We start from the raw sequence: 21,979 nt of genomic DNA on the forward strand, positions 1-21,979 counted from the left end.
AGTCACATGTCAATCATTGAAATGAGAGATGTCGTCAAAAAATACGACAACGGAACGACTGCCCTACGCGGTGTTTCGGTCAGCGTTCAACCGGGGGAATTTGCTTACATCGTAGGACCTTCAGGAGCAGGGAAGTCAACTTTTATTCGTTCTCTGTATCGTGAAGTAAAAATCGATAAAGGAAGCCTATCAGTTGCTGGTTTTAATCTGGTTAAGATTAAAAAGAAAGATGTCCCGCTTCTACGTCGTAGTGTTGGGGTTGTCTTCCAGGATTATAAACTGTTGCCAAAGAAAACGGTTTATGAGAATATTGCTTACGCTATGGAAGTAATCGGGGAAAATCGCCGTAATATCAAAAAACGAGTGATGGAAGTTTTGGACTTGGTTGGCTTGAAGCACAAGGTTCGTTCTTTCCCAAATGAGCTCTCAGGTGGGGAGCAACAGCGGATTGCGATTGCGCGTGCTATTGTAAATAATCCCAAAGTACTGATAGCCGATGAACCAACAGGAAACCTAGATCCGGATAATTCATGGGAAATTATGAATCTTTTGGAACGGATTAACCTACAAGGGACAACTATTTTGATGGCGACTCATAATAGCCAGATTGTAAATACCTTGCGCCACCGTGTCATTGCCATTGAAAATGGCCGTGTCGTTCGTGACGAATCAAAAGGAGAGTATGGATACGATGATTAGTAGATTTTTTCGCCATTTATTTGAAGCCTTAAAAAGTTTGAAACGAAATGGTTGGATGACAGTAGCTGCTGTCAGTTCAGTCATGATTACTTTGACCTTGGTGGCAATATTTGCTTCTGTTATTTTCAATACAGCGAAACTAGCTACAGATATTGAAAATAATGTCCGTGTAGTAGTTTATATCCGAAAGGATGTGGAAGATAACAGTCAGACAATTGAAAAAGAAGGTCAAACTGTTACAAATAATGACTACCACAAGGTATATGATTCTTTGAAGAACATGTCTACGGTTAAGAGTGTTACCTTTTCAAGTAAAGAAGAACAATATGAAAAGTTAACCGAGACAATGGGAGATAACTGGAAAATCTTTGAAGGAGATGCCAATCCTCTCTATGATGCCTATATTGTAGAGGCAAACACTCCAAATGATGTAAAAACTATAGCCGAAGATGCTAAAAAAATTGAAGGTGTCTCTGAGGTTCAAGATGGCGGTGCCAATACAGAAAGACTCTTCAAGTTAGCTTCATTTATCCGTGTTTGGGGACTAGGGATTGCTGCTTTGTTAATTTTTGTCGCAGTTTTCTTGATTTCAAATACCATTCGTATTACCATTATTTCCCGCAGTCGCGAGATTCAAATCATGCGCTTGGTCGGAGCTAAAAACAGTTATATTCGTGGACCGTTCTTGTTAGAAGGAGCCTTTATCGGTTTATTGGGAGCTATCGCACCATCTGTTTTAGTCTTTATTGTTTATCAAATGGTTTACCAATCTGTCAATAAATCGTTGGTAGGACAAAATCTATCCATGATTAGTCCAGATTTATTTAGTCCTTTGATGATTGCCCTACTATTTGTGATTGGAATTTTCATTGGTTCACTGGGATCAGGAATTTCCATGCGCCGATTCTTGAAGATTTAGGTAAAATAATTATTTTTATGAGGAGGTTGTAAAATCTCCTTTTTTGCTACAAGAGTTTTTGAAAAGGGACTTCTAATACTCAATGGAAATCAAAGAGCAAACTAGGTAGCTCGCCACAGGATGCTCAAAATACTGTTTTGAGGTTGTAGATAAGACTGACGAAGTCAGTCCCATATATACGGTAAGGCGACGCTGACGTGGTTTGAAGAGATTTTCGAAGAGTATCAAGAAGTCGCCCGGAGAAGACTTTTTGATGGCTAACTTGAACTTGAAATTTGGCACTAGAAATTTTTTTGAAAAAAGAGTATTTTTTTGAATAAAAGCCTTTACAAAAAAAATTAAAGTGGTATAATTAAATCATAAAAGGTGCAAACGTTTTCGTAAAACGTTTGCCTAAATAAAAATAAAGGAGATTTGAATGATGAAAGATACATTCAAAAATGTCTTGTCTTTCGAATTTTGGCAAAAATTCGGTAAGGCTTTGATGGTGGTTATCGCGGTTATGCCGGCTGCTGGTTTGATGATTTCAATCGGTAAGTCTATCGTGATGATTAACCCAACCTTTGCACCACTCGTTATTACTGGTGGTGTACTAGAGCAAATCGGTTGGGGGGTTATCGTTAACCTTCATATCTTGTTCGCCCTCGCTATTGGAGGAAGCTGGGCTAAAGAACGTGCTGGTGGTGCTTTCGCCGCTGGTCTTGCCTTCATCTTGATTAACCGTATCACTGGTACAATCTTTGGTGTATCAGGCGATATGTTGAAAAATCCAGATGCTATGGTTTCAACACTATTGGGTGGGCAAATCAAAGTTGCTGATTACTTCATTAGTGTTATGGAAGCCCCAGCATTGAACATGGGTGTCTTCGTAGGGATTATTTCTGGTTTTATTGGAGCAACTGCTTACAATAAATACTATAACTTCCGTAAGCTTCCTGATGCACTTTCATTCTTTAACGGAAAACGTTTTGTACCATTTGTAGTTATTCTTCGTTCAATAATTGCTGCAATTGTACTTGCAGCTTTCTGGCCACTTGTGCAAACTGGTATCAATAGCTTTGGTATCTGGATTGCTAACTCACAAGAAACTGCTCCAATCCTTGCACCATTCTTGTATGGTACATTGGAACGTTTGCTCTTACCATTTGGTCTTCACCACATGTTGACTATCCCAATGAACTACACAGCTCTTGGTGGTACTTATGAGGTCCTAACTGGTGCAGCTAAAGGTAGCCAAGTATTTGGTCAAGATCCACTTTGGCTTGCGTGGGTAACAGACCTTGTAAACCTTAAAGGTACTGATGCTAGTCAATACCAACACTTGTTAGATACAGTACATCCAGCTCGTTTCAAAGTTGGACAAATGATTGGTTCATTCGGTATCTTGATGGGTGTGGTTGTGGCTATCTACCGTAATGTTGATGCTGACAAGAAACACAAATACAAAGGTATGATGATTGCGACAGCTCTTGCAACATTCTTGACAGGGGTTACTGAACCAATCGAATACATGTTCATGTTCGTCGCAACACCTATGTATCTTGTTTACTCACTTGTTCAAGGTGCAGCCTTTGCTATGGCTGATGTCGTAAACCTACGTATGCACTCATTCGGTTCAATCGAGTTCTTGACTCGTACACCTATTGCAATCAGTGCTGGTATCGGTATGGATATCATTAACTTCATTTGGGTAACTGTTCTCTTTGCTGTAATCATGTACTTTATCGCAAACTTCATGATTCAAAAATTCAACTACGCAACTCCAGGACGTAACGGAAACTATGAGACTGCTGAAGGTTCAGAAGAAGCTAGCAGTGAAGTGAAAGTTGCAGCAGGTTCTCAAGCTGTAAACATTATCAACCTTCTTGGTGGACGCGCAAACATCGTTGATGTTGATGCATGTATGACTCGTCTCCGTGTTACTGTTAAAGATGCAGATAAAGTAGGAAATGCAGAGCAATGGAAAGCAGAAGGAGCTATGGGTCTTGTCATGAAAGGACAAGGGGTTCAAGCTATCTACGGACCAAAAGCTGACGTATTGAAATCTGATATCCAAGATATCCTTGATTCAGGTGAAATCATTCCTGAAACTCTTCCAAGCCAAATGACTGAAGCACAACAAAACACTGTTCACTTCAAAGGTCTTACTGAGGAAGTTTACTCAGTAGCAGACGGTCAAGTTGTTGCTTTGGAACAAGTAAAAGATCCAGTATTTGCTCAAAAAATGATGGGTGATGGATTTGCAGTAGAACCTGCAAATGGAAATATTGTATCTCCAGTTTCAGGTACTGTATCAAGCATCTTCCCAACAAAACATGCTCTTGGTATTGTGACTGCAGCAGGTCTTGAAGTATTGGTTCACATTGGTTTGGACACAGTAAGTCTTGAAGGTAAACCATTTACAGTTCATGTTGCTGAAGGACAAAAAGTTGCAGCAGGTGATCTCCTTGTCACAGCTGACTTGGATGCTATCCGTGCAGCAGGACGTGAAACTTCAACAGTAGTTGTCTTCACAAATGGTGATGCAATTAAATCAGTTAAATTAGAAAAAACAGGTTCTCTTGCAGCTAAAACAGCAGTTGCTAAAGTAGAATTGTAATATACTTGAGGTTGGAAGCTGTATTCCAACCTCTTATTTTGGGAGAAAAGAATGAAATTTTTAACACTCAATACTCATAGTTGGATGGAGAAAGAAGCAGAGGAAAAATTCCAGATTTTGCTTGAGGATATTCTTGAAAAAGACTATGATTTGATTTGTTTCCAAGAAATCAATCAGGAGATTACTTCGCCAGAGGTGGAGGTTAATGATCTCTATCAAGCTTTGCCAGCAGCTGAGCCTATTCATCAAGACCACTATGTTAGACTCTTGGTTGAAAAGTTGTCAGAGCAAGGGAAAAATTACTACTGGACCTGGGCTTATAACCATATCGGTTATGATTGCTACCACGAAGGTGTGGCTATCTTGTCTAAAACACCTATTGAAGCCAGAGAAATTTTAGTTTCAGATGTGGATGATCCAACTGACTATCATACTCGCCGTGTTGCCTTGGTTGAAACTGTAGTTGATGGAAAGGAGCTTGCAGTTTCAAGTGTCCACCTTTCTTGGTGGGATAAAGGTTTCCAAGAAGAATGGGCACGATTTGAGGCTGTCTTGAAAGAATTGAACAAGCCGCTTTTGCTAGCTGGAGATTTCAACAATCCGGCTGGACAGGAAGGCTACCAAGCTATTTTAGCTAGTCCATTAGGCTTACAAGATGCATTTGAAGTTGCTCAAGAGAAAAGTGGTAGTTATACTGTTCCACCAGAAATAGATGGATGGAAAGGGAACACTGAACCCCTTCGGATCGACTATGTTTTTACTACCAAAGAGTTAGCGGTGGAAAATTTACATGTCGTATTTGATGGTAACAAGAGTCCGCAAGTTAGTGATCACTATGGCTTGAGTGCTATTTTAAACTGGAAATAATAACTGAAAAGAGGTTGGGATTCACAAATTCCAGCCTTTTTCTTATTAGAGAAGCTACTGGAAATAGCCTAATACTCTTCGAAAATCAAATTCAAACCACGTCAGCTTCACCTTGCCGTACTCAAGTACAGCCTGCGGCTAGCTTCCTAGTTTGCTCTTTGATTTTCATTGAGTATAAATAAGTGAGGCTACTGAAATGGAATAAAATATGGTATAATTGGTAAGATAGATAGAATCGAGGATATTATGTCATTTACGAAATTTCAATTTAAAAACTATATTAGAGAAGCCCTGCAGGAGTTGAAATTTACAACTCCAACAGAGGTACAAGATAAGTTGATTCCCATTGTCCTGTCAGGCCGAGATTTGGTTGGAGAATCAAAAACAGGTTCGGGTAAGACTCACACTTTCCTATTGCCGATTTTCCAGCAATTAGATGAAGCCAGCGATAGTGTTCAAGCAGTCATTACTGCACCGAGTCGTGAATTAGCTACTCAAATTTACCAAGCAGCTCGTCAGATTTCAGCTCACTCAGAAGTGGAAGTTCGTGTGGTTAATTATGTGGGGGGGACAGATAAGGCTCGCCAGATTGAGAAATTGGCAAGTAAGCAGCCTCATATTGTTATCGGAACGCCTGGCCGTATTTATGACTTAGTTAAGTCTGGTGACCTAGCTATTCACAAGGCTAAGACCTTTGTGGTCGATGAGGCAGATATGACCTTGGATATGGGATTCTTGGAAACTGTTGATAAGATTGCTGGCAGTCTTCCAAAGGACCTGCAATTCATGGTCTTCTCAGCGACTATTCCACAAAAGTTGCAACCATTCTTGAAAAAATACTTGTCAAATCCTGTCATGGAGAAAATCAAGACCAAAACGGTCATTTCTGATACCATTGATAATTGGTTGATTTCTACTAAGGGACGTGACAAGAATGCTCAAATTTATCAATTGACTCAGTTGATGCAGCCTTATTTGGCAATGATTTTTGTTAACACTAAAACGCGTGCTGATGAATTGCATTCTTACTTGACTGCTCAAGGCTTGAAGGTGGCAAAGATTCATGGAGATATTGCCCCTCGTGAACGTAAGCGAATCATGAATCAGGTGAAAAATCTGGATTTTGAGTACATTGTCGCAACAGACTTGGCAGCGCGTGGGATTGATATTGAAGGTGTCAGTCATGTCATCAATGATGCCATTCCGCAAGACTTATCTTTCTTTGTGCACCGTGTTGGTCGTACTGGACGCAATGGCCTACCAGGTACAGCTATTACCCTTTACCAGCCAAGCGATGACTCGGATATCCGTGAGTTGGAGAAATTGGGAATCAAGTTTACTCCTAAGATGGTCAAAGACGGGGAATTTCAAGATACTTATGACCGTGATCGTCGTGCTAATCGTGAGAAGAAGCAAGATAAGCTTGATATTGAAATGATTGGTCTGGTCAAAAAGAAAAAGAAAAAAGTCAAACCGGGTTATAAGAAGAAAATTCAATGGGCGGTTGATGAAAAGCGCCGCAAAACCAAACGCGCTGAAAATCGTGCTCGCGGTCGTGCAGAGCGTAAAGCTAAACGCCAAACATTTTAATAGAAATTGTTGGAGTACTGAGCTCCAACTTTTTGCTTTATGAGAACGAACTATCTAAACCGAAACACTACATTAAATACTGCAAATTGTGTTTAAAAATGGTATAATGATAAAGTTATATAGTCCCGATAAGATGGTAGGTATTCATTACTAAGAGTTTTCAGTACTTTGTAAATCGCAAAGACTGACGGCTCCAAAGTAGTCGCTCGTCATTCTACGGTTGTCGCTATAAGTCGGTCACCCTATGCGCCTTACTAGCTTCAGAAATAAAAAAGTATCGTTTTTATTTCTTTCGCGTCGTAACTCTTAGAAAATGAAAATACCTATCAGTACTTTGTAACTCTATAACACTATTTTTAAGGGGGGACATTTTTATGTCAGAACGTAAATTATTCACGTCTGAATCTGTATCTGAGGGGCATCCAGATAAGATTGCAGACCAAATTTCAGATGCGATTTTGGATGCTATTTTAGCAAAGGATCCAGAGGCGCACGTTGCTGCTGAGACAGCTGTATATACTGGTTCTGTCCATGTTTTTGGTGAAATTTCTACAAATGCCTATGTGGATATTAACCGTGTGGTTCGTGATACCATTGCAGAGATTGGCTATACCAATACAGAGTATGGATTTTCTGCAGAGACGGTGGGAGTCCATCCGTCACTTGTTGAGCAGTCACCGGATATCGCCCAAGGGGTTAATGAAGCCTTAGAAGTTCGTGGAAATGCAGACCAAGATCCGCTGGACTTAATTGGTGCTGGAGACCAAGGTCTCATGTTTGGATTTGCAGTGGATGAAACAGAAGAGCTCATGCCATTGCCAATTTCACTCAGCCACAAGTTAGTTCGTCGTTTAGCAGATCTTCGTAAATCTGGGGAAATCAGCTATCTTCGCCCAGATGCTAAATCACAAGTTACAGTTGAGTATGATGAAAATGACCGTCCAGTACGTGTGGACACAGTTGTTATTTCAACTCAGCACGATCCAGAAGTCAGCAACGAGCAAATTCACAATGATGTCATTAATAAGGTTATCAAAGAGGTTATTCCAGCCTCTTACTTGGATGAGCAAACAAAATTCTTCATCAATCCTACTGGTCGTTTTGTAATCGGTGGACCTCAAGGAGACTCAGGTTTGACTGGTCGTAAGATTATCGTGGATACCTATGGTGGCTACTCTCGTCATGGTGGCGGTGCCTTCTCTGGTAAAGATGCGACTAAGGTGGACCGTTCTGCCTCTTATGCAGCTCGTTATATTGCAAAGAATATCGTTGCAGCAGGTCTGGCTAAGAAAGCGGAAGTGCAATTGGCCTACGCTATCGGTGTTGCCCAACCTGTTTCTGTTCGTATCGATACCTTTGGTACAGGAAGAGTAGCTGAAAGCAAGCTTGAAAAAGCGGCTCGTCAAATCTTTGACCTTCGTCCTGCAGGAATTATTCAAATGCTGGACCTCAAGCGCCCAATTTACCGTCAAACAGCGGCTTACGGACACATGGGACGTACAGATATTGACCTTCCATGGGAACGCTTGGACAAGGTAAACGCTTTGAAAGAAGCAGTCAAATAAATGAATTGAAGAAAGAGGGAATCTCCCTCTTTTTTATGGTTTTTAACTATACTGGGATACTGTTCTGAAAATCCATTTTGCGAAAGTAGAGATTTACATGTATTTCTTTAAAAATGATAATGGTTGAGATTTCTCCTCGTAATAGATAATCATGGGGATATTTCAATCCAAAGTTTTATTCGTTATCACTTGACTATTGCAAGGTTTTCTAGAGCAACAGAGTCATGGAATGGACTCATGGTTGAGATTTCTCCTTGTTGCTTGGACTTCATTCAAAAGTCTGTTACCCAAACCTTGTTCAAACTTCCAATACACTAGCTGTTTCCATAGCATGACTTCTGCACTAGACTTTCTTTTCCGAATAAATAGATAGAACCATAGAATCTAGTAAACCTAGAATTAAAACTGTGGTATAATATTAGCAATAAAAGGAATCTGGAGGATTAGAATCATGGTATCAACGAAAACACAAATTGCTGGTTTTGAGTTTGATAATTGCTTGATGAATGCAGCAGGTGTGGCTTGTATGACGATAGAGGAGCTAGAAGGGGTTAAAAACTCAGCGGCAGGAACCTTTGTCACTAAGACAGCAACCTTGGACTTCCGTCAGGGAAATCCTGAGCCACGCTATCAAGATGTCCCACTTGGTTCTATCAACTCTATGGGCTTGCCGAATAAGGGCTTAGACTATTATTTGAACTATCTTTTGGACTTGCAGGAAAAAGAGCCGAACCGAACTTTCTTTTTATCTCTAGTTGGCATGTCTCCAGAGGAAACCCATACTATTTTGAAAAAAGTCCAAGAGAGTGATTTTCGTGGTCTGACTGAGCTAAACCTCTCCTGTCCAAATGTTCCAGGAAAACCTCAGATTGCCTATGATTTTGAGACAACAGACCGGATTTTGGCAGAAGTATTTGCTTACTTTACAAAACCTCTTGGAATTAAGCTTCCACCTTATTTTGATATTGTTCACTTTGACCAAGCGGCAGCTATTTTTAACAAGTATCCGCTCAAGTTTGTCAACTGCGTCAACTCAATCGGAAACGGACTGTATATAGAAGATGAATCTGTCGTTATTCGCCCTAAAAATGGTTTCGGTGGGATTGGTGGGGAGTATATCAAACCGACTGCTCTAGCTAATGTTCACGCCTTTTATCAACGCTTAAACCCTCAAATCCAAATCATCGGAACAGGAGGAGTTCTGACTGGTCGTGATGCCTTTGAACACATCCTCTGTGGTGCCAGTATGGTACAGGTGGGAACCACCCTTCACAAAGAAGGCGTCGGTGCTTTCGAACGTATTACCAATGAACTAAAAGCTATCATGGCGGAAAAAGGGTACGAGAGCTTAGAAGATTTCCGTGGGGAATTGCGCTATATTGATTAAATTCATTAAAAAATCAGAAGAAAGGAGAGAAGATGCTAACCATTGAAGAAAGTCAGAAGTTGACTTTATCAAATTTACCTAGTCTAAGCCTATTTACAGGGACAGATCAGGGTCAGTTTGAAGTGATGAAGAGTCAAGTATTGAAACAGATTGGCTATGATTCTGCCGACCTCAACTTTGCCTACTTTGATATGAAAGAAGTAGTTTACAAGGATGTGGAACTGGAGTTAGTCAGCCTTCCTTTCTTTGCGGATGAGAAAATCGTGATATTGGATCATTTTGTTGATATGACAACAGCCAAGAAACGCTTTTTAACAGATGATGAGCTTAAGTCGTTTGAGGAATACCTTGACAATCCTTCGCCAACAACCAAGTTGTTGATCTTTGCGGAAGGAAAACTGGATAGTAAAAGACGGTTGGTTAAATTACTGAAGCGTGATGCCAAGGTTTTTGACGCAGTAGAAGCCAAAGAACAAGAATTGCGCCAGTATTTCCAAAAGTGGAGCCAGAAACAAGGTCTGCAGTTTGCCAATAATTCTTTTGAAAATCTCCTTATCAAATCTGGTTTTCAATTTAGCGAAATTCAGAAAAATCTCCTCTTTTTACAGTCCTATAAGGCAGATTCTGTTATCGAAGAAGAGGATATTGTCAACGCTATTCCCAAGACCTTGCAGGACAATATCTTTGACTTAACTCAGTTTATTCTGACTAAAAAGATGGATCAGGCGCGTGACTTGGTTAGAGACTTGACCTTGCAAGGTGAAGATGAAATCAAACTGATTGCAGTCATGCTAGGACAATTTCGGACTTTTACTCAGGTGAAGATTTTGGCGGAGTCTGGGCAAACAGAATCTCAGATTGCAAATAGTCTAGGAAGTTTTCTCGGACGCAATCCTAATCCCTATCAAATCAAGTTTGCGCTGAGAGATTCAAGAGGACTTTCCTTGAGCTTTTTGAAGCAAGCTATTTCCTATTTGATTGAGACAGACTATCAGATTAAGACAGGTCTTTATGAAAAAGGTTTCCTTTTTGAAAAGGCACTCCTACAGATTGCTAGTCAGGTAAATTGAAATTATTTTTGAAACTATAACCCGTGTCAATATTATTATTTTGTCGTGGGTTTCTTGCTGATTTGCTTGTTTTATACTCAATGAAAATCAAAGAGCAAACTAGGAAACTAGCCGCAGGTTGCTCAAAGTACTGCTTTGAGGTTGTAGATAAGACTGACGAAGTCAGCTCAAAACATGTTTTTGAGGTTGCGGATGAAACTGACGAAGTCAGTAACCATATCTACGGCAAGGAGACGTTGACGCGGTTTGAAGAGATTTTCGAAGAGTATTAGTTAGAAAGTATTTCAGTGATTTCTTCATCTATAAGCAAAAAACTTGAAAAAAGTGAATGTTTGCGTTATCATTTTCATATAGAAAGAAAAAGAGGTATTACAGATGGCTATTATCTTACCAGATCTTCCATATGCATACGACGCTTTGGAACCATACATCGATGCGGAAACAATGCATTTGCACCATGACAAACACCATCAAACTTATGTCAACAATGCCAATGCAGCTTTAGAAAAACACCCTGAAATTGGTGAAGACCTTGCAGCCTTGCTTGCTGATGTAGAATCTATCCCAGCTGATATCCGTCAAGCGCTTATCAACAATGGTGGCGGACACTTGAACCACGCTCTTTTCTGGGAATTGATGACTCCCGAGAAAACAGCTCCTTCAGCAGAACTGGCAGCAGCAATCGATGCAACATTTGGTTCATTTGAAGAATTCCAAGCAGCCTTCACTGCAGCAGCAACAACTCGTTTTGGTTCAGGTTGGGCATGGTTGGTTGTCAACAAAGAAGGGAAACTTGAAGTGACTTCAACAGCAAACCAAGACACACCAATCTCAGAAGGTAAAAAACCAATCTTAGGCTTGGACGTTTGGGAACATGCTTACTATGTGAAATACCGCAACGTGCGTCCTGACTACATCAAAGCTTTCTTCTCAGTGATCAACTGGAACAAAGTAGATGAATTGTACGCAGCTGCTAAATAATGATAGTTGGAGGGAAGAATTGTTCTTCTCTTTTTAAGGTTATATTATTTTGGTCTGACAAAATCGTCAGACTTTTTTCATTTTTATGAGAAACGTGCTAACTGCTAGAAATTATGGTAGAATAAAGTATTAAGTAATCGTGGAAAAAGGATATCTATGCGAAAAGAAATTGCACCTGAATTATACAACTATAACAAGTTTCCTGGTCCTGAGTTTCATTTACATGGGGACAAGGTAGAAACGGAAGGGATAGCTTTTTCCTTGGTGGAAAACATCAAGGATGCCTTCGATGTGACGGCTTTTAATCAGCGTTTTTCAGAAGTCTTAACCAAGTTTGATTATATCGTGGGAGATTGGAGCAACGAACAGCTTCGCCTACGAGGTTTTTACAAGGATGATCGAACAGAAGAAAAACTTGAAAAAATCAGTCGTTTACAAGACTACCTTTTAGAGTATTGTAGTTACGGTTGTGCCTATTTTGTCCTGGAAAATGAAGATCCTAAGCGAGCATCATTTGACAAGAAAATGCGTAAGAAGGAAGAAGAAACATCTTCTAAAAAAGGAAAGAAACCGGTTCAAACCAAACGAAAACCGAATGCAGATAAGAAAAATAGACGTCGTCAGAAAGATCAGCATTCTCAGAAAGAGGACAAGGGACAACGTCATTTTGTCATTCGTCAGAAGTGAGTAGAGAATAAGGAGAAAAAATGAAACCGTCAATTTATAGTTTAACACGTCAAACCATGCAGGAATGGGTTTTGGAGCAGGGAGAAAAGAAATTCCGTGCAGATCAAATCTGGGAATGGCTCTACCGTAAACGTGTCCAGTCATTTGAAGAGATGACCAACCTTTCCAAGGATTTGATTGCTAAACTTAATGACCAGTTTGTGGTCAATCCCTTGAAACAACGTATCGTTCAAGAGTCTGCTGATGGGACAGTTAAATATCTTTTTGAATTGCCAGATGGAATGCTGATTGAGACAGTACTCATGCGTCAACACTACGGTTTGTCTGTCTGTGTGACCACTCAGGTCGGATGTAATATCGGTTGTACCTTCTGTGCTTCTGGTTTGATTAAGAAACAACGTGACCTCAATAACGGTGAAATCGTAGCGCAAATCATGCTGGTTCAGAAATACTTTGATGAGCGTGGTCAGGACGAACGCGTCAGCCATATCGTTGTCATGGGAATCGGTGAACCATTTGATAACTATAACAATGTCTTAAATTTCGTTCGTACTATCAACGATGACAAGGGAATGGCTATCGGTGCTCGTCACATTACGGTTTCAACCTCAGGTTTGGCCCATAAAATTCGTGATTTTGCTAATGAAGGAGTTCAGGTCAATCTTGCCGTTTCCCTTCACGCACCCAACAATGAATTACGCTCAAGTATCATGAAGATTAACCGTGCCTTTCCGATTGAAAAACTTTTCGCAGCCATTGAGTATTACATTGAAACAACCAACCGTCGTGTAACATTTGAGTATATTATGCTTAATGAAGTCAACGACGGTGTAGAACAAGCCTTGGAATTGGCTGAATTGCTCAAGAACATCAAGAAATTGTCTTATGTAAACTTGATTCCTTACAACCCAGTTAGTGAGCATGACCAATATAGCCGTAGTCCTAAAGAGCGCGTCCTTGCCTTCTATGATACGCTTAAGAAAAAAGGAGTCAACTGTGTGGTTCGTCAAGAACATGGTACAGATATTGATGCAGCTTGTGGACAATTGCGCTCTAATACAATGAAACGTGACCGCCAGAAAGCAGTCGCAGCAGTCAATCCTTAATGATGAAGAAGAGTTATAATCATGTTTTGATCTGGGGAGTCATTTTTTATAGCATTTGCATTGTCTATTTTTGCTTTACTCCTCAAGAACATTCTCCCGTGGGGGTGGAAACTCCAGGTATTCAGCATCTTGGACGCCTGGTTTTTCTTTTGACTCCTTTCAATTCTCTCTGGAAACTGGGAGAAGTGACTAGTTTGGGGCAAGTCATTTGGATCTTTTTGCAGAACATTTTAAATGTCTTTTTGCTCTTCCCTCTGGTCTTTCAACTCATCTATCTGTTTCCTTCCTTAAGACAGACAAAAAAAGTCATTGTTTTCAGTTTTCTCTTAAGTCTTGGAATTGAATGTACGCAGTTAGTCTTGGACTTTTTCTTTGATTTTAATCGCGTCTTTGAGATTGATGATTTGTGGACCAATACCTTGGGTGGTTATCTGGCTTGGCTACTTTATAAACGATTACATAATACTCAATGAAAATCAAAGAGCAAACTAGGAAGCTAGCCGCAGGCTGTACTTGAGTACGGCAAGGTGAAGCTGACGTGGTTTGAATTTGATTTTCGAAGAGTATAAAAACAAGATAAGGAATTAAAATGAGTATTTTAGAAGTTAAAAATCTGAGTCACGGTTTTGGTGACCGTGCAATTTTTGAAGATGTGTCCTTCCGTCTCCTCAAGGGTGAACATATCGGCCTGGTCGGTGCCAATGGTGAAGGGAAATCAACCTTTATGAGTATTGTGACTGGTAAGATGCTGCCAGATGAAGGGAAGGTTGAGTGGTCTAAATATGTGACTGCTGGTTACTTAGACCAACACTCTGTCCTTGCTGAAGGCCAGTCGGTGCGCGATGTTCTCCGTACGGCTTTTGATGAGCTTTTCAAAGCAGAAGTCCGTATCAATGATCTTTATATGGAAATGGCTGAAGATGGAGCGGATGTTGATGCTCTCATGGAAGAAGTGGGAGAACTTCAAGACCGTTTAGAGAGTCGTGATTTCTATACTTTGGATGCTAAGATTGATGAAGTAGCGCGTGCCCTTGGTGTCATGGACTTTGGCATGGATACGGATGTAACCTCTTTGTCAGGTGGGCAAAGAACCAAGGTACTTTTGGCTAAACTCCTCCTTGAAAAGCCCGATATCTTGCTTTTGGACGAGCCAACCAACTACTTGGATGCTGAGCATATTGACTGGCTCAAGCGCTATCTCCAAAACTATGAGAATGCCTTTGTCCTTATTTCGCACGATATTCCATTCCTGAACGATGTGATTAATATTGTCTACCATGTGGAGAATCAACAGCTGACGCGTTATTCTGGTGACTACTACCAGTTTCAAGAAGTCTATGCTATGAAGAAATCTCAGCTAGAGGCAGCCTACGAACGTCAGCAGAAAGAGATTGCAGACCTTAAAGATTTTGTCGCTCGAAACAAAGCGCGTGTTGCAACACGAAACATGGCCATGTCCCGTCAGAAGAAATTGGATAAGATGGATATTATCGAACTGCAAAGTGAGAAACCAAAGCCATCCTTTGATTTCAAATCGGCTCGTACACCAGGGCGCTTTATCTTCCAAGCCAAGGACTTGCAGATTGGTTACGACCGTCCTCTGACTAAGCCTTTAAACCTTACCTTTGAACGCAATCAAAAGGTTGCTATTATCGGTGCTAATGGTATTGGAAAAACGACTCTCTTGAAGAGTCTCTTGGGCATTATTCCACCAATCGCTGGGGAAGTGGAGCGTGGAGATTATTTAGAACTTGGTTACTTTGAGCAGGAAGTAGAAGGAGGCAATCGCCAAACACCACTTGAGGCTGTTTGGAATGCCTTTCCAGCTCTCAACCAAGCAGAAGTCCGTGCAGCTCTTGCCCGTTGTGGTTTGACAACCAAGCATATTGAAAGTCAAATTCAGGTCTTGTCAGGTGGGGAACAAGCCAAGGTTCGTTTCTGTCTCTTGATGAATCGTGAAAACAACGTTTTAGTGCTGGACGAGCCGACCAACCACTTGGATGTGGATGCCAAGGATGAACTCAAACGTGCTCTTAAAGAATACAAGGGATCTATTCTTATGGTCTGCCACGAACCAGACTTCTATGAAGGCTGGATGGACCAAATCTGGGATTTTAATAATTTAACTTAAGAATGAGTATAAAAGAAATACAGTACCGAATGTGGATACTGTATTTCTTTGGTTTTTAAGATTTAAAATCGTAGTCTTTCACCACTTCGATGCTATCGATAGTAATAGCAGTCGTTGGTTTGTCTTTTTCATCTTTTTCGGCTTTGGCAATCTTATCCACAACATCCATACCGTCAATCACTTGACCAAAGACTGGGTGTTTGCCATCTAGACTAGGGTTTCCCCCTTCTTTATAGGCTTCGATGATTTTCTTTGGATACTTGCTTGTAGGGAGTTTAGCAGAGGTATCTGTAGAGTTTTGGTTGATGAAGAACTGGCTTCCATTGGTGTTTGGTTGACCAGTATTAGCCATAGAAAGAGCACCACGGATATTATAGAGATAAGGAGTAATCTCGTTTTTGAAACCAGTTCCCTTGTCTTTAGTCTTATCCTTGTCATGCCAGATGGACTGACCACCTGTACCGTCCCCTTTTGGATCTCCAGTTTGGACCATAAAGCCATCGATGACACGATGGAAGGTAATGCCGTTATAGTAGCCTTCTTTGGCATGAGTGAGAAAGTTTTCAACTGCTAGAGGAGCGAGTTTGGGGAAGAGTTTAATGCGAATATCACCTTGGCTCGTGTGGAGAATCACTTCAGCCTCGTCTTCAGCAACTTCCTTAGAAAGTTGTGGGAAATTGGCATTCTCGTTTGTTAAAGCATCGTTTAACTCCTTAGCAGATTGGGCTGCTACTTTGGAGCTTTCCTCAGCAGCAAGACTGGAATCAACATAGTCATCACCACGTAGACTGCGTTGGATGCTGCTACATCCAGCTAGAGCTACAGTGGATAGTAAAAGAAGGGTTGCTAGTTTTTTCATTCTATTCCTCTCAAAAATTCATTTCTACCATTGTACCCTAAAAGGAAGTGGATTTCAAATGTTAGTAACAAGGCAGTTTTACAGTCAACAATCAAAAAATCGCTTGTTTAGAGATTTTTCTTTGGATGACGGTCGACAATGTCCTGGTACTGTTCCAGTATTTCCTCTCCCTTTGGAGTCAATTTGTAGCCACGATTGCTAATTCTTCTTCTGAAAAATGCTCATGAAGGGCTTGGTTCAGGTTGGTAGCTTTCATTTTAGAAAGTCCTGTAATTCCCTTCTTCTTTAGGATATTCTTTTTCATGGTAGCGTATTAGATGGTCAAGTGAGTAAAAAGCAGTTTCAATGACAGCATAATCTTTTTCCACCAGAGTTTTTAGATGCTTAGGGGCATCAATACCATAAGTATACTCAAAGTATTTAGGAAACCAGATCTTAAGAAAGCTCGTAAAGTTTCACAATTAGTAAAGGTTAATTCAAAAGAATTACTGTATTTTAAAAGAGCACATTTTCAATGGATTTTTTCTTTTGGCTTCAATTCCTAATTAATCAATGAACTTAATACTAGGTCTCGAAAAGAATTATGCTTCCTTTTTCTGTCTGAGTTCAAAGAGGTCTTCTACTTTCAGATTAAAAACTTGAGCAATTTTAAGAGCCATTTCTAGCGAAGGGTTGTAACGGTTATTTTCCAAGTGCAGAATTGTCTCGCGTCGCATGCCGATGAGGTCGGCTAACTCCTGCTGGGTCATGCCTGTGGACTCACGAACAGATTTGAGATTAGTAATAATCTTGCTTTCTTTGGCCATGTTTATCCTCTACGTTCCAAGATAAGATAGACAACCGAAAAGATGAAAATCAAGGCAGCTATGCTAATAAATATCTGTCCCATGTAAAGAGTGAGAGACCCCATATACCCAATGATAACTGCTAGGATCATCAGTGTGCCTAGTATAAAAACAAACATCAAGCTAGCTGCCTTGGCTAAATTAGCATAAAAGCGTTCGTCCGGAGTTTCCTTGACATTTTTCCAACAGAAAAAACCAAATACAATCACTTCAATAACGAGGCCAATTCCCAAAATCCATTCTTTAATACCAGAACTTACGCTTGGGGTCGCAACCCAAATCCCTACTGTATAAAAAATGCTTGCTGCAAAAAAAAGTATCGTGTAAAGCTTAGCAGACAAGTCAAAAATAGTCTTTCCCTTACTTTTCTGACTCTTATGAGGCCATGGTTTCATATGTAGCCAGCCCCAAATAGCTACAATCTGACCTAACACTGAAATACCAGCAATAACTAACTTGGGTCCCCAACTAAGATTAGAACCAAATAAAACAATAAAATCAATAAAGAGAGCTACGGCAATCATTGCAATGAGGCCACGCATTTTTTGACTTTTTTTCATGATAGACTCCTTTTTATGTTATAAATATATAACACTTAAATTTTATGTTATAAATATATCACATTTAAATTTAGAAAGCAAGAATTTTATGTGTCAAGGTGGTAATTATTTGAAAAAATTTTTTAATAAAAGCCCTCGATAGTCAAACAATTAAAGAATTCTTTGAAGCAATACATCGGATTTGGTTTGGATAGTTTTGTTAATAATATTTGATGATAAAAAATTTTTGGAAAATCTAGATACTGTATGAATCTCTACTTTTTTCTTAGACTGTTATAAAGTCTTTCAGAATAAGCTTTGTAGGTGTAGAAGTTAATTTTTACAGAACTAAATTATTCCCCTATTTAGAATCTATTGATTCATATTTTATAAACTAATTAGTAGATATTATTTTTAAAATCCTTGATATTTCGTTTGGGAACGGGCTTGGAATTTAGAAGCCAAGCATCCAAATCTCGTTCAGGAGAGATGAAGTGCTTAACTTGGTGGTCTTTATAAAATGTTTCTAAAATAGTATTCACGGATAGCCTCTTTCAAACATTTATTTCCTACTTCTATCAAATTTCTAAAAGGTTTAAGAATTTTATAGTCTGTCAAGTTTTTTTCTTGACACCTGCTAGAAATCTGCTATAATAGAACATGTGCTAAATAGCTCAGCTATTTCACCGAAATAAAAAATAAGAAAAGAGACTTTAAAAATGGCAGTTAAAATTCGTTTGACTCGTATGGGTTCTAAGAAAAAACCTTTCTACCGTATCAACGTAGCAGATTCACGTTCACCACGTGACGGACGTTTCATCGAAACAGTTGGAACTTACAACCCACTTGTTGCTGAAAACCAAGTAACTTTGAAAGAAGACCGCGTTCTTGCATGGTTGGCTGATGGAGCTCAACCTTCAGATACAGTTCGCAACATCCTTTCAAAAGAAGGTGTATTGAAGAAATTCCACGATTCTAAATTCTCAAAATAAGTTTAAAGTAGGTTGACAGATGGATACGATTGAAAATCTCATTATTGCGATTGTGAAACCCTTGATTTCACAACCAGATGCCTTAACTATCAAGATTGAAGATACACCAGAGTTTTTGGAATATCATTTGGATCTTGATCAAAGCGATGTGGGTCGTGTAATCGGTCGTAAGGGTCGCACTATTTCTGCGATAAGAACGATTGTCTACTCTGTCCCAACTGAAGACAAAAAAGTAAGAATCGTTATTGACGAAAAATAAGAAGGGCGGGACGGATGTCTCGCTTTTTTTGTGTGGAGCAGGATATGAAGGATTTAACGTTTAGACAATTACAAGACTATCTACTGGAACATTACCAGCAGTCTCGGACTGAGGAAGGTCTTTTTATCAAGCTAGTGGAGGAAGTCGGAGAAGTAGCTGAGGTTTTGAATGGTCGTTCTGGTAGAAAAGAGGGCGTTCAGGATTCGAACGAGGAACTAGCAAAAGAACTGGCTGATATTATTCACTACACTGTCGCAATCGCTGCCATCAACCATATTGACCTTACCAAGACTATCTTTGAGAAAGACAAGACTGCAGCCATTAAGTACCAACATGAACGTGATTTGGAAGAATTTTTGAAGGTGAAGGAGAATTGATGTCCTCTTCCTCCAACTTGAGAAAATCCCTGGAACGTGATAGAATAAAAGATAAGGATTTTTAATAATTCATTATATAGAGCGAGTGGATTTCTTTATGAAGAGGTTTGAAGTATCTACAGAAATTGGTAGCCTCTCTGTTACTTATCAAAAGCAAAAGAAAGTGCTAGTTTGTCTAAACGGAGCAGGTTTGCTACCAAGTTATGAAAATTTTTCACTTATACTTGAAAAACCTCCTCCTACAATTGGTTATTTGACAATTGATTTTCCGAACACAGGTAGGAGTCCGATTCATGACCAAGCTGGAAAAAATCTAGATAATCTTGCAGATGCGGTTTATGAAGTACTTGAAGAATTAGGAATTTCTGAATATATACTTTGTGCACATAGTTGGAGTGGAATTTTAGCTTGCAAATTACTCGAGAAACCAATTAAGCGTCAGACTTTAGTAGCAATTGAACCGACAACTAAAAAAGTCATGTTTGCTGATTTTTCAGAAAATCCTTATCCAGAAATGGAAGAGCAGATGAGGCTGATTGACGAGTGTGGTCCTGAACTTTATTTTAAGAACTTAACTCAAGCAACATTTAGTCCTGAAACGAATAAAAAATCTGGGAAATAATGCAAGAAAAAGGCTCAGAGTTGGAAAATCAAGATCCAGAGTTTCAGATATCTGGAGAGATTACTGAGGAAGATTTTGAGGATGTATCTATAGAAGCTCATATTCCTGTATTTGTTTTTTGTCAGCCTTATAGAGAAAAAGAGTACAGAGAATCAGAATATTGGACTTCCAATACTAAACTCATTTTAGGAGGGAATCACCATTATTTACAATGGTCAGAATCGGAAAAAATTGCGGCTATTATTCGAGAATTGTCAGAATAAGATGGAAAAAAGGAGATTACAGGAGACAAGATGAACTACTTTAATGTTGGGAAAATCGTTAATACGCAGGGATTACAGGGTGAGATGCGAGTCTTGTCTGTGACGGATTTTGCAGAAGAACGGTTTAAAAAAGGAGCTGAGCTGGCTCTGTTTGATGAAAAAGATCAGTTTGTCCAAACAGTGACCATCGCTAGCCACCGTAAACAGAAGAACTTTGACATTATTAAATTCAAAGATATGTACCATATCAATACTATCGAAAAGTACAAGGGATATAGTCTCAAGGTCGCTGAGGAAGATTTGAATGACCTAGACGATGGTGAATTTTACTATCACGAGATTATCGGTTTGGAAGTCTATGAGGGTGATAGCTTGGTTGGAACCATCAAGGAAATCCTGCAACCAGGTGCCAACGATGTGTGGGTGGTCAAGCGAAAAGGTAAACGTGACTTGTTATTGCCTTATATCCCACCAGTGGTTCTCAATGTTGATATTCCGAATAACCGTGTCGATGTGGAAATTTTAGAAGGGTTAGACGATGAAGATTGATATTTTAACCCTCTTTCCGGAGATGTTTTCTCCACTGGAGCACTCAATCGTTGGAAAGGCTCGAGAAAAAGGACTCTTGGATATTCAGTATCATAATTTTCGAGAAAATGCTGAAAAGGCCCGCCATGTAGACGACGAGCCATATGGAGGCGGTCAGGGGATGTTGCTCCGAGCCCAACCCATTTTCGATGCCTTTGATGCTATTGAAAAGAAAAATCCGCGCGTCATTCTCCTCGATCCTGCAGGGAAGAAATTTAATCAGGCTTATGCTGAGGATTTGGCTCAAGAGGAAGAGTTAATCTTTATCTGCGGTCACTACGAAGGGTATGATGAGCGTATTAAGACCTTGGTGACAGATGAGATCTCCCTGGGCGACTATGTCTTGACTGGTGGAGAGTTGGCAGCCATGACCATGATTGATGCTACGGTACGCCTGATTCCAGAAGTGATTGGCAAGGAGTCTAGCCACAAAGATGATAGTTTTTCTTCTGGCCTTCTCGAATACCCTCAGTACACACGTCCCTATGATTATCGAGGTATGGTTGTACCAGATGTATTGATGAGTGGTCACCATGAAAAGATTCGTCAGTGGCGCCTGTATGAGAGTTTAAAGAAAACCTACGAGCGCAGACCGGATTTGCTTGAACATTATCAACTGACAGCAGAAGAAGAAAAAATGCTGGCAGAAATCAAAGAAAACAAAGAATAAAGGAGAAACCTATGCAAGTAATCAAACGTGATGGAGAAATTGCTGAATTTAATCCAGATAAGATTTACCAAGCTATCTTAAAGGCAGCCCAGACTGTCTATGTATTGACAGATGATTTACGTCAAAACCTTGCACAAGTCACTAAGAAAGTGGTTTTGGATTTGGAAGAGGCCAAGGTGGAACGTGCTACCATTAGCATGATTCAGTCTATGGTTGAACATCGTTTGCTGGGTGCAGGTTACATTACCATCGCAGAACACTACATTTCCTATCGTCTACAACGTGACTTGGAAAGAAGTGGTTATGGAGATCATATCGCCGTTCATTTACATTTTGAACAAGTTCGCTAAGAAAAAAGAGTGGG

The 21,979-nt window shown here is 39.9% G+C and carries 25 protein-coding genes and 1 pseudogene; 21 read left to right on the forward strand and 5 right to left on the reverse strand.

The genetic code is table 11. The annotated features are described in order from the left end of the window. The first annotated feature begins 6 nt into the window (after positions 1–6). From ftsE to HT721_RS08455, 14 genes are all read left to right on the forward strand, one after another. Positions 7–699, forward strand: a complete 693-nt coding sequence (gene ftsE, locus HT721_RS08390; protein WP_000022265.1) for a cell division ATP-binding protein FtsE — start codon at positions 7–9, stop codon at positions 697–699. After that, positions 692–1,618, forward strand: coding sequence for a permease-like cell division protein FtsX (ftsX, locus tag HT721_RS08395; protein ID WP_000625541.1), 927 nt, complete (start codon positions 692–694; stop codon positions 1,616–1,618). Before ftsE ends, ftsX begins: the two co-directional genes overlap by 8 nt. 418 nt (positions 1,619–2,036) lie before the next feature. Next, a complete protein-coding gene (locus HT721_RS08400; RefSeq protein ID WP_173213756.1) occupies positions 2,037–4,217 on the forward strand; it encodes a PTS transporter subunit IIBC in 2,181 nt (726 codons plus the stop codon). A gap of 51 nt (positions 4,218–4,268) precedes the next feature. Then, the gene (locus tag HT721_RS08405) at positions 4,269–5,084 is read left to right on the forward strand and encodes an endonuclease/exonuclease/phosphatase family protein (RefSeq protein ID WP_173213754.1); all 816 of its coding nucleotides are present in this window, start codon (positions 4,269–4,271) and stop codon (positions 5,082–5,084) included. Positions 5,085–5,330: 246 nt separating this feature from the next. Continuing rightward, positions 5,331–6,674, forward strand: a complete 1,344-nt coding sequence (locus HT721_RS08410; protein ID WP_173229568.1) for a DEAD/DEAH box helicase — start codon at positions 5,331–5,333, stop codon at positions 6,672–6,674. A 374-nt stretch (positions 6,675–7,048) separates the two neighbouring features. After that, the gene (gene metK, locus HT721_RS08415; protein WP_173229570.1) at positions 7,049–8,239 is read left to right on the forward strand and encodes a methionine adenosyltransferase; all 1,191 of its coding nucleotides are present in this window, start codon (positions 7,049–7,051) and stop codon (positions 8,237–8,239) included. 451 nt (positions 8,240–8,690) lie between these two features. Beyond that, positions 8,691–9,626 carry a dihydroorotate oxidase gene (locus tag HT721_RS08420; protein ID WP_173213748.1) on the forward strand — a complete coding sequence of 312 codons (936 nt, stop codon included), beginning with the start codon at positions 8,691–8,693 and terminating at the stop codon, positions 9,624–9,626. A 32-nt stretch (positions 9,627–9,658) separates the two neighbouring features. Beyond that, positions 9,659–10,696: a DNA polymerase III subunit delta gene (holA, locus tag HT721_RS08425; protein ID WP_164226919.1), complete on the forward strand. Its 1,038-nt coding sequence runs from the start codon at positions 9,659–9,661 to the stop codon at positions 10,694–10,696. A gap of 80 nt (positions 10,697–10,776) precedes the next feature. Beyond that, the gene (locus HT721_RS11190; RefSeq protein ID WP_239499816.1) at positions 10,777–10,968 is read left to right on the forward strand and encodes a hypothetical protein; all 192 of its coding nucleotides are present in this window, start codon (positions 10,777–10,779) and stop codon (positions 10,966–10,968) included. Between the two features lie 103 nt (positions 10,969–11,071). After that, positions 11,072–11,677 (forward strand): superoxide dismutase SodA, encoded by a 606-nt coding sequence (gene sodA, locus HT721_RS08435; RefSeq protein WP_164226921.1) that lies wholly within the window; start codon positions 11,072–11,074, stop codon positions 11,675–11,677. A 156-nt stretch (positions 11,678–11,833) separates the two neighbouring features. Then, positions 11,834–12,364: a YutD family protein gene (locus HT721_RS08440; protein ID WP_173213741.1), complete on the forward strand. Its 531-nt coding sequence runs from the start codon at positions 11,834–11,836 to the stop codon at positions 12,362–12,364. Between the two features lie 20 nt (positions 12,365–12,384). Continuing rightward, positions 12,385–13,470, forward strand: coding sequence for a 23S rRNA (adenine(2503)-C(2))-methyltransferase RlmN (gene rlmN, locus HT721_RS08445; protein WP_000804760.1), 1,086 nt, complete (start codon positions 12,385–12,387; stop codon positions 13,468–13,470). Further along, positions 13,470–13,943 (forward strand): VanZ family protein, encoded by a 474-nt coding sequence (locus tag HT721_RS08450; RefSeq protein ID WP_173213739.1) that lies wholly within the window; start codon positions 13,470–13,472, stop codon positions 13,941–13,943. The genes rlmN and HT721_RS08450 overlap by 1 nt, the downstream gene beginning before the upstream one ends. A gap of 116 nt (positions 13,944–14,059) precedes the next feature. Next, positions 14,060–15,601: an ABC-F family ATP-binding cassette domain-containing protein gene (locus tag HT721_RS08455; protein WP_049499635.1), complete on the forward strand. Its 1,542-nt coding sequence runs from the start codon at positions 14,060–14,062 to the stop codon at positions 15,599–15,601. 55 nt (positions 15,602–15,656) lie between these two features. Here the strand turns inward: HT721_RS08455 and HT721_RS08460 are convergent, their stop codons facing one another. From HT721_RS08460 to HT721_RS08475, 5 genes are all read right to left on the reverse strand, one after another. Next, on the reverse strand, positions 15,657–16,460 hold the full coding sequence (locus HT721_RS08460) for a peptidylprolyl isomerase (protein WP_173213737.1): 804 nt from the start codon (positions 16,458–16,460) through the stop codon (positions 15,657–15,659). 178 nt (positions 16,461–16,638) lie between these two features. After that, complete coding sequence (locus HT721_RS11315; RefSeq protein WP_262081709.1) at positions 16,639–16,764, reverse strand: hypothetical protein; 126 nt, start codon at positions 16,762–16,764, stop codon at positions 16,639–16,641. A 277-nt stretch (positions 16,765–17,041) separates the two neighbouring features. Further along, the gene (locus HT721_RS08465; RefSeq protein WP_173213735.1) at positions 17,042–17,266 is read right to left on the reverse strand and encodes a helix-turn-helix transcriptional regulator; all 225 of its coding nucleotides are present in this window, start codon (positions 17,264–17,266) and stop codon (positions 17,042–17,044) included. 2 nt (positions 17,267–17,268) lie between these two features. Beyond that, positions 17,269–17,865 carry a DUF3796 domain-containing protein gene (locus HT721_RS08470; RefSeq protein WP_173213733.1) on the reverse strand — a complete coding sequence of 199 codons (597 nt, stop codon included), beginning with the start codon at positions 17,863–17,865 and terminating at the stop codon, positions 17,269–17,271. Between the two features lie 377 nt (positions 17,866–18,242). Then, on the reverse strand, positions 18,243–18,386 hold the full coding sequence (locus tag HT721_RS08475; protein ID WP_173229572.1) for a hypothetical protein: 144 nt from the start codon (positions 18,384–18,386) through the stop codon (positions 18,243–18,245). Between the two features lie 177 nt (positions 18,387–18,563). Here HT721_RS08475 and rpsP point away from each other — a divergent pair, with 177 nt between their 5' ends. The 7 genes and pseudogenes from rpsP to HT721_RS08510 all read left to right on the forward strand — a co-directional run bounded on the left by rpsP (position 18,564) and on the right by HT721_RS08510 (position 21,965). Further along, positions 18,564–18,836: a 30S ribosomal protein S16 gene (rpsP, locus tag HT721_RS08480; RefSeq protein ID WP_000268760.1), complete on the forward strand. Its 273-nt coding sequence runs from the start codon at positions 18,564–18,566 to the stop codon at positions 18,834–18,836. A gap of 19 nt (positions 18,837–18,855) precedes the next feature. Beyond that, positions 18,856–19,095, forward strand: coding sequence for an RNA-binding protein KphA (kphA, locus tag HT721_RS08485; protein WP_000379617.1), 240 nt, complete (start codon positions 18,856–18,858; stop codon positions 19,093–19,095). Positions 19,096–19,139: 44 nt separating this feature from the next. Next, complete coding sequence (locus HT721_RS08490; RefSeq protein ID WP_173229585.1) at positions 19,140–19,472, forward strand: MazG nucleotide pyrophosphohydrolase domain-containing protein; 333 nt, start codon at positions 19,140–19,142, stop codon at positions 19,470–19,472. Positions 19,473–19,569: 97 nt separating this feature from the next. Next, positions 19,570–20,357, forward strand: a pseudogene (locus tag HT721_RS08495) (alpha/beta hydrolase). A 30-nt stretch (positions 20,358–20,387) separates the two neighbouring features. Further along, positions 20,388–20,906 (forward strand): ribosome maturation factor RimM, encoded by a 519-nt coding sequence (rimM, locus tag HT721_RS08500; protein ID WP_138022032.1) that lies wholly within the window; start codon positions 20,388–20,390, stop codon positions 20,904–20,906. Continuing rightward, positions 20,896–21,615, forward strand: a complete 720-nt coding sequence (gene trmD / locus HT721_RS08505; protein ID WP_173229574.1) for a tRNA (guanosine(37)-N1)-methyltransferase TrmD — start codon at positions 20,896–20,898, stop codon at positions 21,613–21,615. Before rimM ends, trmD begins: the two co-directional genes overlap by 11 nt. Positions 21,616–21,626: 11 nt before the next feature. Beyond that, positions 21,627–21,965: an ATP cone domain-containing protein gene (locus tag HT721_RS08510; RefSeq protein ID WP_001196041.1), complete on the forward strand. Its 339-nt coding sequence runs from the start codon at positions 21,627–21,629 to the stop codon at positions 21,963–21,965. Positions 21,966–21,979 lie beyond the last annotated feature (14 nt).

It is taken from the genome of Streptococcus sp. 4094, from assembly GCF_013277125.1.
Lineage (GTDB): Bacteria > Bacillota > Bacilli > Lactobacillales > Streptococcaceae > Streptococcus.